An 11,901-nucleotide genomic window follows, 5' to 3' on the forward strand; every position below is an offset into this window, starting at 1 on the left:
AAACCTGTAGCCGCTTATGCGGTTATAATGACGATAATTTTATCTATAATGAGCCGCTTTTTGCTATTATTTAGTAGAGATCGCAGCTTTATCAACGATTAATTTTTAATAATGAGCTATTGCCATGTCTAGACGCTCAGCACCTTTTGTTGCTCCCGACTACATCGATGATCCTGCTTCAAAGGACGGTAAGAAGCACGCCAAAGTGCTGCTATCAACGCTACAAGAAGATATCGCCAGCTTCCGTGATGAGCAGTTTCCGCCTGATATTCTACGGCAAATTCGCGATATGCCTATCTTTGAGGGTAATCTTAGCGAGGTGCAAGCTTATCAGCAGCGCTGGCAGAGCTTATTGGACCGTGCTAAGGAGTTTTATCCTGCCGCAGATATGCCCCCTGACCATCTGCCACTACCTGCCAGCCTAGAGATACCGCAGTTTATCTTTAATGTGCAGCGCTTACATCTGACCAAAACCCGCGCCAAAGAATCTAAAAGCTTTGGCTCAGTCAGCGCCTTGATGAATAAATGCGGTGAGTATACTGCGCAAGAGATTGAGCGTATGACTGCCGTATTTGAGGCAGATGATGAAGCTAGGTTGGTTGCGCATCGAGAGTTTATTGATTTGCGCGCTTATGTGTTCTGCCGCGATAATAAAGGTGAGATGCTAGAGCCGGAGCGCGTTCGTTTTTATCGTACCGGTCTGATTGTGCATGCGTTGCCTGATTTTAAGATTGTGGATAGTCGGCAGACCCCGCGCAAACGCCGCAATGATGCTTATAGCAATCCTATTGCCGATAATGACGTCTGGAAAATTTATCGCAAAAAATAAGTCGCCTTTTTGCTATTTTGCTTAACCTTATACGCTTGAGACTGATTGATAAGGATTTACTATGTTCGCAGCCGCCGCCGGCTCTCCAAACTTAATGCTACAAGCGACTATCTTTTTGGGGGCAGCGCTACTGTTTGTGCCGCTTGGTAAGCGCTTCGGTATTGCAACCGTTTTGGGCTACCTGATTACTGGTTTGATATTAGGCCCAAGCGCGCTAGACGTCGCAGGCGACGCTGAGAGTTTGTTGCATTTTTCTGAATTTGGCGTGGTGATGCTACTGTTCATCATCGGTCTAGAACTACAGCCTTCGCGTCTGTGGGCGCTACGCCGCTCTATTTTTGTGTTAGGCGGTTTGCAAGTCGGCATGACTGGTATCGTGTTAATGGCGATTTTATATCAGTTTTTTGCATTACAGCTTGATACAGCTTTTATCGTTGGCTTTGGTTTAGCGCTTTCCTCTACCGCATTTGTGCTGCAAATATTGACCGAAAAGCAGCAGCTCTCAAGCACGCATGGCCGCGAAGCCTTTACTATCTTACTGTTTCAAGATATCGCCGTTATTCCACTGCTCGCTGTCATCCCCTTTTTATCAGGGGTACGCGAACAAAGCTATGACTTGATTTATTTTGCTAAAGTATTTATGGTTTTTGCTGGTTTGATTTTATCGAGTCGTTATATTGTCAGACCTTTCTTTAAGTTCGTGGCCTCTAGCGGCGCAGCCGAGCTGTTAACGGCGGTAGCGTTATTTATCGTAATGGGCGTCTCTATTTTAATGGAGCAGATCGGTCTTTCCATGGCTTTAGGTGCATTTTTGACCGGTGTATTGCTAGCAGATTCAGAGTACCGTCACGAGTTAGAGGCGAGTATTGAGCCGTTTAAAGGACTGCTGTTAGGTCTGTTCTTTATGTCGGTAGGCATGCTGACAGATGTCAAGCTTATCCTGGCTAAGCCGGTGTTTATTGTCGGCTGTGCTTTGGCATTGATGGTCATCAAATTCGGCGTGGTAACGGCTATCGCCAAAGTATCAGGTAACCGCTTACCGACGAGCATCCGGCTTGGGGTGACGTTAGCGCAAGGCGGCGAGTTTGCCTTTGTACTCTTTAGCGTAGCAAGTGCGCAGAATGTCTTAAGGCCGGAGCTGGCCAATATGCTAAATCTGGTAGTGACTATCTCTATGGCGCTTACGCCATTTGCGTTTTTATTACTCGAAAAAGCAGGCGAACCTTTATTTGCAAAAAGTAAGCCTAAGCGCGACTACGACACTATTCCTGATCACGAGCATCAAGTCATTATTTCCGGTTTTGGCCGTGTCGGTCAGATTATTGGCCGGGTACTGCGCATGCACAATATCGAATTTACCGCCATTGAGCGCTCAGCGAACCGCGTGGATTTTGTACGTAAATTTGGTAATAAAGTCTATTATGGCGATCCCAAAAACCCTGAGATTCTGCGCGCCGCTGGTATCAATAAAGCGAGGTTGTTTATTTTAGCCATCGATGATCTAGAGCGCTCTATTACCACTGCTGAGTATTTACGTAAGAATTATCCAGATTTGATTGTTTTAGCACGAGCGCGGGATAGGCAGCATTACTACCGTCTGCGTGAGGTTGGGGTTCGTCATATATGGCGCGAGACCTATTTATCCTCCTTAGATATGTCGCGTGAGTCCTTGCAGTTATTGGGCATCTCCCCTGAAAAAGCGCGCGAAACGGTGCAGACTTTCCGCGATTACGACGATGATTTGATCGAACGCCAGCAGGCCATCTATGATGATGAAGCAAGCCTTATCGAATCGGCGCAGTCGGCGATGGCTGAGCTTGAGAGTCTCTTCGATGAAGATATAGATAAAGCGCGCAAAATGGACTTAAGCGAGTTTTATGAAGAGCTGAAAAACCAAGCCACGCCAGTTGATAAGGATCAAGACCCTCTGCCCCATTCAAAAAACTAATGCTTAATCAGCCACGCAATAGGCCGGCGCTTGCTTTTCATTTAATGAGCTCGTACAGCGCCAATTCTCCTCATTTGGTAGATGATAAAACACCAGTGTCTGACTGTTCAAATAGCGCAGTGGAAACCTGACATTTTGGATAGTACCTGTCACGGTACAGTCGGTATCTGGCACGCTTGGCGTTTGCGTATCAATGCGCACTTGTATTTTTGGGTTGCTAGTCGCTATCGGCAGCTGAGTAGGGCACTCGCCTGTCTGCTGATAAGCTAAAGCCACCTGATTTTGTGCGGTTTTGGTGATATCGTAAGCATCGAATAGCACTTCGTTTTCTTTTGGCTTTGCGATAATAGGTAAAAACTGCACCTTGATGACTGTTAAGGCAAACACAAAAATAGCGAATCCCAGTCCTAAACCAAACAAACTGACTCCGCCTTCACGCCGTAGTATGGCTTTTTGCGCTGCCTCATCACGCGGATGATCGTCTAAAGCATCGGCGATCTCACGCCTTGCCATTCGGTAGTAATAAGCGTCTGTCCAGCGCGCCACCATAAATGACCAAAACAACCAAATAATAGCAGCGATTGCGATACGCAGCGGCATCTGATAAGCCAGCGGAATAAAAGACATCGCCGCAAATTCAACAAAGACTAAAACGATAGTAATGGTGAGCTGAATAAATGACCAACCGGCGACACTGTAGACGATCGCATCGATGTAACGTTTGCGATAGAGCAGCCAAAAAAAGGTCATAAAAAAGGCGGCCCAATGCCACTTAGGAGACAGATATCCTTGCTCATCGAACTGCTCAAAGCGCTTGAGGTAATAGTCTTGGCTACGATGGCTGATAAACCACTGGTCTAGCTGCTTGCGCCGAGCAGCGGTCAGCTCTTCTCGGTAGAAAGGGGGCGGCGTATCCGTCTCGATAAATAGCATGGTAGTGGCCCTATTGTTATTTTAAGCATTGGGGCTTTTTTAGAGAGGCTGAAAGGTCGTATTAAACGTGTTTGTCTAATAAAAATAGAGCATTTAAAAATAGTAAACTTAGGATATAGCTTAAACTAACTAGCATTAGTATAACTATTATAAGATATCGCCAAGCTCAATGCATCCGCTAGTCAAATGCTAACCGGCTTTTAGGTTCGCAGTTTAAGACGGCGTTGGAGCTGCCTTTGACTAATCCAAGCCTTTAAATGCTGTTCGCGCTTTTGCTCGCTATATTTCGCTTAAAAACCCAATGGATTTAACCTATAATACCTGTCTACTTATTACTTTATAAAGTCTTAGCCATATTATGAGCTCACAATCTCCCTCCGATAATTCTATTGACACTCCAGTTGCCAGTCCAGTAGATCATTCAGTAGACAATAGCAGCGATAACCCCTCTGAAGCCGTTAGTACTGCCTCTACAACTGACGACAAGGAGGCTAATAACGATAAGCATATGCGTATTGTGAATACTTTTATGAAGCGCCGCACGCATATGAATAAAAACGCGGAGCAAGCGTTAACCGATCCCAAGTTTGCAGAATATCTAGTCAACAACAGTTTTGGCGATGGTAATCTTGACGGCATTGATGATCTACGTGTCTTATTCAATGATAGTCCAAACGGTAGCAATGCACCGCTCACAGTAGAGATAGGTTTTGGGCTCGGGGACTCTTTGATTGAGATGGCGATAGCCGATCCGACTCGCAACTTCATCGGTGTTGAGGTGCATGAGCCTGGTATTGGTAAATGCGCTTATATGGCAGGCACGCAAAACCTGACTAATATCAAAATTATCAACGGCGACGCCATACAACTGCTCAAGCAGCTCCCTGAAAACCATATCGATCGTATTCAGCTCTACTTCCCAGATCCTTGGCGCAAAAAACGCCATTTTAAGCGCCGCTTTGTTAGTGCTGAGCGTATGGCGATTGTCACCCGCACTCTAAAACCGGGCGGCTGGTTTCATACCGCAACGGACTGGGAGCATTACGCTTTTTGGATGCTAGAAGTACTCGATAACTTTGCAGGACTGAGCAATCAAGCCGGTACAGGCAACTTCACACCTCGTCCTGATTTTCGCCCGATGACTAAGTTTGAGCGCCGCGGTATCGACCGTGATCATGGCGTATGGGATTTGATTTATACGAAAGACTAGTCGCCATCAGACGCCATGTAGTCAATATCTAAAACCTTATTTACGTACCATAAGCGACTGCTACCAACAGTCGCTTTTTTGCATCTTGAGCTCTTCTATTTAGGGTTTTGCTGCGAAATGCTAAGACGTCTCAAATTTTTACTAACAAATAGACAAATTATCTCCCTTTTTAAATGTGAAACCTTGTACTCAAAAGACTTTCAAGCCGATATGTTTAAAGTGTTTATATCAAAAATTGATAGACTCTAATAATTTTCAAATCTGTGCAATCATCGATAGAATAAGGGGTTGCAGAGTTCTCCCCAGAAGCTGTGGATAACCCTGTGGATAACTAGGTACTTGACAAGGATATGAGTCGATAGCTTAACGCTTTAGGTAAAATTGGTCGTTTTTTATACAATTTATTTTTATAATAAAATCAATTACTTACACTTAATTTAAAACAATAAAAAATTATTTATAATTATTTTAAAATAAATTTGATTGCCGCAAATGTTTCACAGCGAGCAAAATTTTATTTTATTTTTGCTGTGGACAACTATATTTGCTCTTGACAAATCTGTATTTTTTCAGAGCGCACAAATCATATTATTTACTCTTCATTCAGGCTAGCTGAGCGCTAATAAAAACCTATAAAAACTATAAAAGCTAGGCGACATCTGTTGTCGTTTAGAGTGAGACAAACTCATTATTTAGCTTGGATTTTGTTATAATTACCTCATCTAATAATCAAACAAAAAGCGCATCCTTATAGGCTTTTAGTTTTTAACTCTATCATTTGCTTAGTAATTCTTATAAAGGTTTTATCAGGAGTTAGTCAGTACAGTAGCTACCCTGCTGACGACTACGCTCTAAACTTAATTTTACTGCTAACGCTATTTTTTTTACTGTATAGTAAAGATAGCTATCTAAGTCATAGCTCTAACCGTTTCGACTATTCTGGGCTTATAAAGACTATCCCAATTCACTTACCCTGTTTACTTAGTCACTCTTATATCTTAAAACATCACTTGTAAATTCATTACTGACAAGGAGTCCATTATGGACGACAACAAAGCAAAAGCACTCAAAGCAGCACTAGGACAAATCGAGAAGCAATTCGGTAAGAACACTATTATGCATCTCGGTGACGATTCTGTTGCTATGGATGTCGATGTAGTCTCAACAGGCTCTCTAGGCTTAGATATTGCCTTGGGAATTGGCGGCCTACCTAAAGGCCGTATCATTGAGATCTATGGCCCTGAGAGCTCAGGTAAAACTACCATGACGCTACAAACGATCGCTCAATGCCAAAAGCAAGGCGGTACTTGTGCCTTTATCGATGCTGAGCACGCGCTTGATCCGGTTTATGCCCGTAAGTTAGGCATTAATACGGACGACTTATTGATTTCCCAGCCTGATAATGGCGAGCAGGCACTTGAGATTACCGATATGTTAGTACGCTCAGGTGCTATCGATATGATCGTGATTGACTCGGTCGCCGCTCTCACGCCACGTGCGGAGATTGAGGGTGAGATGGGCGATTCGCATATGGGCTTGCAGGCGCGTCTGATGAGCCAAGCACTACGTAAAATCACTGGTAATGCTAAACGCTCCAACTGTATGGTGGTGTTTATTAACCAGATTCGTATGAAGATTGGCGTCATGTTTGGTAGTCCAGAGACCACGACAGGTGGTAACGCACTGAAGTTTTATTCTTCGGTGCGGATGGATATTCGCCGTATCGGCGCGGTCAAAAACGGTGATGACATCATCGGTAACCAAACTCGCGTTAAAGTCATCAAAAACAAAATGGCGCCGCCGTTCCGCCAAGCCGAATTTGAGATTACTTATGGCGAAGGTACCAACCATTTAGCTGAAGTCATTGACCTTGGCGTTGAGATTGGCGCAGTAGGCAAAGCGGGCTCTTGGTATAGCTACGGCGATGAAAAGATTGGTCAAGGTAAAGCCAACTCAGTGCTCTATCTCAAAGAAAACCCTGCTATCGCAGAAGAAATCGAAGCTAAGATTCGTGCAGAAAAGCTAGGGTCAGGGACACAAGAACAGCCCGAAGCTAATGACGAAGATATAGACGCCGCTCAGGACTTAGAAGCATCGCCTATACAGTAATGGCTTAAGCACAAAAATCTTCATGCTATTGAATAGCTTATAGGTTAAAAATGCAGATTAAAACATTAGCTGAAATTCTAGCCGAGTCGGACACCGACTCGGCTAGTTCTGCTGCTAGCAGTAAACCAAAACGTCATAATAATAAAAGCTCAACTACCAAAAATACCGAGCTATTTAATCGCAGAAAATCAAAAAAAGCACAGCGCGTAAAGCAACAAAGCGCAGAGCCTTTTTCTGAGAAGAAAACTCATACTACATCCACTGATGAGAGTGACAAAAGCTTTTTTGCAGAGGATTCTTCAAGCTTTGATGCTTTATCCCAATCTTCAAATAAATCATTAGCTAAACCTTCATCAAATTCCCTTAAATCAAAATCAAAATCAAAAAAACGCAAAAAGCGCTTCCATGCTGCAGCAATTTTTGTCGCTGAGCACAATGATGCGCCCGCTTACGTGCCGCCAGACTCACAAAGCATTCAGCAGATGCTAGCTGAAGTTAAGCGCAAGGTACATACAGATGAAGATCATACAGACGGCAGTAGTGACGAAGCAGACAGCTCTCACGATACCGCCAAACAAGTAACCGATCATATTGCGACGTCTCTTGATCAAGAGAACACAGAAGCGTCTACAGCGGCGTTCACGGCTTGTGAGATAGACAACCTACCCTCAGCACTTAAAGCTTACCTGCGCACCCCTGAACAAAAGCAAGCCGAGCTCGATGCTATCAAAGCTGAGAGCCGTTTGCGCTGGTTGGCTTTTTATTATCTGTCACGGCGTGAGTACGGTAAGGCGGAGCTCAAACAAAAGCTTATCGACAAAGAGCAAGACCCGGATAGTATTGATAAGCTGCTTGCTGAATTTGAAGAGAAAGGTTATCAAAGTGACTACCGCACTACCCTTATGCTAATTCGTGAAAACATTCGTAAAGGCCGCGGCCGTCAGCGTATCAAGCAGGAGTTTTATAAAAAGCAAATCACTATGCCAAGCAATATTGATGAGCTCATTGATATGGCAAATAGTGAGTCTGAAGAGTTTCGCGAGTTCGTTGATCCTGATGACAACTTAGTTGAGGGGGTTGATTGGCTCAAACTAGCGGTAGAGGCTCGCACTAAGAAGTATGGTGACACTATACCAGTGGAGCAAAAAGAAAAAGCTAAGCAGCTGCGATTTTTGCAGTATCGCGGCTTTAAGACGGACATCTGCTTTGCCGCCCTTGACTACACGCTTGAGACATTAGATGAGCGATTTTAACCGTGACTCATCTAATTCTAACACTCAGATACCTATTAATAATAGCCAAGCACTTTCCACCATATCATACCTGCCCCTATCCAAATCACCAGATTGACCACACTCATGATAGCGCCGATGCCCCACCACTCTTTTAAGGTCACATACCCTGAGTTAAAGATGACGGGGGCGGTGCCGGTCGCATAATGAGTGAGGGTCATCATGATGTTGCCCGCTGCTGCCAAAATCAGCGCATATAGCATGGGCGGCGCTCCTAAGCTTAGCCCAACAGCATAAAAGGCGGCAAATAAAGCGGTGATATGCGCAGTCGTACTTGCAAAGAAGTAATGAATGTACAAATACACCAGCGTCAAAATCGCCACGGCACCTACCCAGCCCAGACCCGTCGTACCAATCATCGCTTCGATATTGTCAGAAAACCAGCGAATCAAGCCAAGCTCATTCAGATAAGCGGCCATCATAATCAAGGCACCAAACCAGATGATGGTATCCCAAGCAGATTTTTCTTTGAGAATATCCTCCCACGTTAGCACCCCAGTCAATATCAAAGTCGTCAGACCGATAAAAGCTGTCGTCGTGGCATCGACGCTGTATTGCTCACCCAATAGCAGCGCTGGGATATTGGCCCAGAGTAGTAGCATCAGGCCAAACACACCGAGCATGATTTTTTCTTGGCGGCTGATGCTACCCATGTCTGCCAAGTTGTCTTTTGCAAAACCTTTAGCGTCGGGCGTGACTTTGACATCAGGTGGATAGATCAGATAAATCACCAAGGGCATCACCACCAAGCACAGAATGCCCGGCACAAACATCGCCACTGCCCACGTTGTCCACGACAGCTGAATGTTGCCGCCTGTGGCTTTATTTACCAGGTCTACCACTAAAGGGTTGGGCGCGGTCGCGGTGATAAACATCCCTGATGTAATCGGATTGGCGTGGTAATTGACCATCGCCAGATAGCGACCAATTTTATTTTGCGTGCCTTCCTCTGGCGTTGAATGAAAGCTTTGGGCGATAGATTTCATAATAGGATGAATAATACCGCCACCACGCGCGGTATTCGACGGCGTGATAGGCGCTATCATCAGCTCAGCCGCCGTCAATGAGTATGCGACTCCGATGGTTTTTTTGCCAAAGATAGAAATAAAATAATAAGCAATGCGGCGACCAAGACCGGTTTTGATAAGGCCGCGCGATATCATCACTGCGATACCAATCAACCATATCAGCGGGCTTGAATAGCTAGAGAGCGCATCATTGATTGCTTGTTTTGGGCTGTCACTGGTCACACCCGTCAAAGCCACGAGCGTCACGGCGATGACCGCTATCGCCCCGATGGGTAGCACTTTACCAATAATGGCAACGATGGTGGCGATAAATAAAGCCAGCATGTGCCATGCGTCAGCGGTGACGCCCGTCGGTACAGGAATGACAAACCAGATGATAAGACCTACGACGATGGCAATAGCGGCTTGGATCGGCTTAAACGGCATGCGTCAGTATCCTATGCAGTGGCTGATACCCTCATCTTATAAGATTACCAGCACCGTTGCGCATTTGTTCACCATTTTTAACATATCTATGTAGTATGTATTATTGAAGTCCTCACAATAAAAAAGAGCACGCTATACAAACGTGCTCTTTTGGCCGCTATCTGCTGTCTGCGTAAGAAGTAGCGGCAGACTACACAGTTAAAGGTAGCTATAACACAAACATGGGGCCATTATCGTAAAGTGCCTAGACGGTTGGACAACTGACCGATAATCTGATCAATCTCTTGATTCGCTTCTTCCTCATTATCTAAGTTACCATTTGGGGTCAGCTGATTCATTACCTCAGGTAACAGCTCTGCTAGCCCTTGGCGAACTTCGCTATCATTAGCGCCGGTTTGCGCGGCCACTTGCTGAATCTCGTTTTCGTCAAATAGACGATTGATCTCATTAGGATCTAAGTTATCATTAGGCTCACTATTGCTCATCCAAGAGCGCGCTTGTGCTTCATGGCCCATACCAGTAATCTTCGATAACGCACCGCTGAGACCACCATTGCGCTGTATCCAGCTTAGCACCATCGGCATCAGCGCGGCTATTAGCATACCCTTACCGCCAAAGCCGCCTCTACTACGTTGACCACCGCCAAGCACACTGCCTAAGATATCGCCAAGGCCGCCTGCACCTGAGCTCATACTGCCGCGCTGTGCGCCGCCGCCTAAGCCACCTAATAGATCATCTAGACCGAAGCCATTATCTGCTTGACGGCCGTATTGCTGCGGGTTATAGCCACCTGCTTGGTTACTAGCACCTGCCGAACCGCCGAGCACACTGCCCAATATATCACCAAGACCACCCGTACGGCGCGGGCTAGTGCGCTGATTGATCGGATTACGCTGCGCATCATTTGGATCCATAGCACTACGCGCGACTTGCGAAACTAAATTTCCTAATAAACTCATAAGTCTCTCCTTTTATCGTTATATTTGTTTTCAACAGCCCTTAATATAACAAATCCATTTATATAGCTAGTGAGGTGTTTTGTTATGGCTTGTATCGTCTAGTAGCTTATAGATTTAGGGCGTGCTGAACATTCGATCGTGGTGCTTTAATCGCTTTGAGTAGCGCCATCGACACTATTAGCTAATACGCTCAGCTGTCGCCACTGCTCAGCGCTCACTTGATCGCGGAATATAGTCACGGTAAAGGGCCGCTGATAAGGTTCAGTTATTATCAGGGTTAAATGTATCAACCACGGATAGTGATGGGCTGTAGAGAGCGTAGCTTGCCAAAGCTCGTCAGCGCGTCCGGTACGCATCAGCAGCTGCCAACCTAGATCGATGCGTTTGCTCATGGGAGGCTGACTAAGATGCATTAAGATTGGCCTTGATAAAGCCAAATAACTCACAACCGCAGCAGCTACTAGCAAAATGAGCACATATTGCCAAAGCCATAATTTCGCTAACCAAGCGAGTAGAATAATAATAGCTGTCAAACTGCCATATAATAAGGCACGCAAATAGCTAGTAGGCTGTACAGGAGTATCAATCCGTAACGATAAGCGCGACATGGTCATCTAATTATCCAGCAAATTGCGTAAAGTAGAGCCGAGTGATTAATACCTGTACAGTTTAGCGCACACCTGTACAGTTTAGCACAGTGCCTAACGCATTAAGTCCTTACTAGGTTAAGTCCTTACTATGACGCCAAGTCTTAATTTTATTGACTAGCTCCCAAACCGCAGCGTCATCCGGCTGACTTTGATTGGTAAAATAATCTAATAAATCAGGGTCTTCATATGTGAGCAGCTCAGCAAAGGTAGCTTGCTCGGCAGTATCAGCCGCTAGATAAAGCTCTTTTACGTAAGGATCAATATAAAAATCTAGCTCTTTGAGGCCGCGACGGGCTTGATAAATAATACGGCGCTGTTCAGTGGTAGGCTCGGGTTGGGTAGTCATAAATAACTCTTTAGTTGTTAACGCGCTTACTGGTTAAGCGCTTATTAATAATATGATGTTTGATTGAAAACACGCTTAGTTTATATATAGCCGATACTAAATAAAATGGATACGTTATTTAGGGCGTGTTGAACATTCGACCATGGCACTGACAGAGACTATTTTTTAGGC

At 45.1% G+C, this 11,901-nt stretch carries 10 protein-coding genes; 5 read left to right on the forward strand and 5 right to left on the reverse strand.

What is annotated here, in order from left to right; genetic code table 11:
* Positions 1-124 precede the first annotated feature (124 nt).
* The gene (locus I3248_RS10240) at positions 125-829 is read left to right on the forward strand and encodes a hypothetical protein (protein WP_238063596.1); all 705 of its coding nucleotides are present in this window, start codon (positions 125-127) and stop codon (positions 827-829) included.
* Positions 830-890: 61 nt separating this feature from the next.
* Positions 891-2,777 carry a monovalent cation:proton antiporter-2 (CPA2) family protein gene (locus I3248_RS10245; RefSeq protein ID WP_201601602.1) on the forward strand — a complete coding sequence of 629 codons (1,887 nt, stop codon included), beginning with the start codon at positions 891-893 and terminating at the stop codon, positions 2,775-2,777.
* Between the two features lie 3 nt (positions 2,778-2,780).
* On the opposite strand, the gene I3248_RS10250 is transcribed toward I3248_RS10245, so the two are convergent.
* Positions 2,781-3,710 carry a DUF2628 domain-containing protein gene (locus I3248_RS10250; protein WP_238063598.1) on the reverse strand — a complete coding sequence of 310 codons (930 nt, stop codon included), beginning with the start codon at positions 3,708-3,710 and terminating at the stop codon, positions 2,781-2,783.
* A 508-nt stretch (positions 3,711-4,218) separates the two neighbouring features.
* Between I3248_RS10250 and trmB the strand changes: the two genes are divergently transcribed.
* The 3 genes from trmB (at position 4,219) to I3248_RS10265 (ending at position 8,282) form a co-directional block, all read left to right on the forward strand.
* Positions 4,219-4,920, forward strand: a complete 702-nt coding sequence (trmB, locus tag I3248_RS10255; RefSeq protein WP_238063604.1) for a tRNA (guanosine(46)-N7)-methyltransferase TrmB — start codon at positions 4,219-4,221, stop codon at positions 4,918-4,920.
* Between the two features lie 1,041 nt (positions 4,921-5,961).
* Entirely contained in the window at positions 5,962-7,029 is a 1,068-nt protein-coding gene (gene recA, locus I3248_RS10260) for a recombinase RecA (protein ID WP_238063601.1), read from the forward strand.
* A gap of 50 nt (positions 7,030-7,079) precedes the next feature.
* On the forward strand, positions 7,080-8,282 hold the full coding sequence (locus tag I3248_RS10265) for a regulatory protein RecX (RefSeq protein WP_238063602.1): 1,203 nt from the start codon (positions 7,080-7,082) through the stop codon (positions 8,280-8,282).
* Positions 8,283-8,317: 35 nt separating this feature from the next.
* Here I3248_RS10265 and I3248_RS10270 read toward each other — a convergent pair whose 3' ends face one another.
* The 4 genes from I3248_RS10270 to I3248_RS10285 all read right to left on the reverse strand — a co-directional run bounded on the left by I3248_RS10270 (position 8,318) and on the right by I3248_RS10285 (position 11,730).
* The gene (locus I3248_RS10270) at positions 8,318-9,775 is read right to left on the reverse strand and encodes an anion permease (RefSeq protein ID WP_105244060.1); all 1,458 of its coding nucleotides are present in this window, start codon (positions 9,773-9,775) and stop codon (positions 8,318-8,320) included.
* A 230-nt stretch (positions 9,776-10,005) separates the two neighbouring features.
* Positions 10,006-10,734 carry a YidB family protein gene (locus I3248_RS10275; protein ID WP_025644635.1) on the reverse strand — a complete coding sequence of 243 codons (729 nt, stop codon included), beginning with the start codon at positions 10,732-10,734 and terminating at the stop codon, positions 10,006-10,008.
* Between the two features lie 146 nt (positions 10,735-10,880).
* Positions 10,881-11,348 carry a protein YgfX gene (locus tag I3248_RS10280; protein WP_227501896.1) on the reverse strand — a complete coding sequence of 156 codons (468 nt, stop codon included), beginning with the start codon at positions 11,346-11,348 and terminating at the stop codon, positions 10,881-10,883.
* Between the two features lie 106 nt (positions 11,349-11,454).
* A complete protein-coding gene (locus tag I3248_RS10285; protein ID WP_201609682.1) occupies positions 11,455-11,730 on the reverse strand; it encodes a succinate dehydrogenase assembly factor 2 in 276 nt (91 codons plus the stop codon).
* Positions 11,731-11,901: the final 171 nt, after the last annotated feature.

Origin of the sequence: Psychrobacter sp. Ps3 (assembly GCF_022129275.1) — a bacterium.
Taxonomy (GTDB): Bacteria; Pseudomonadota; Gammaproteobacteria; order Pseudomonadales; family Moraxellaceae; genus Psychrobacter; species Psychrobacter submarinus.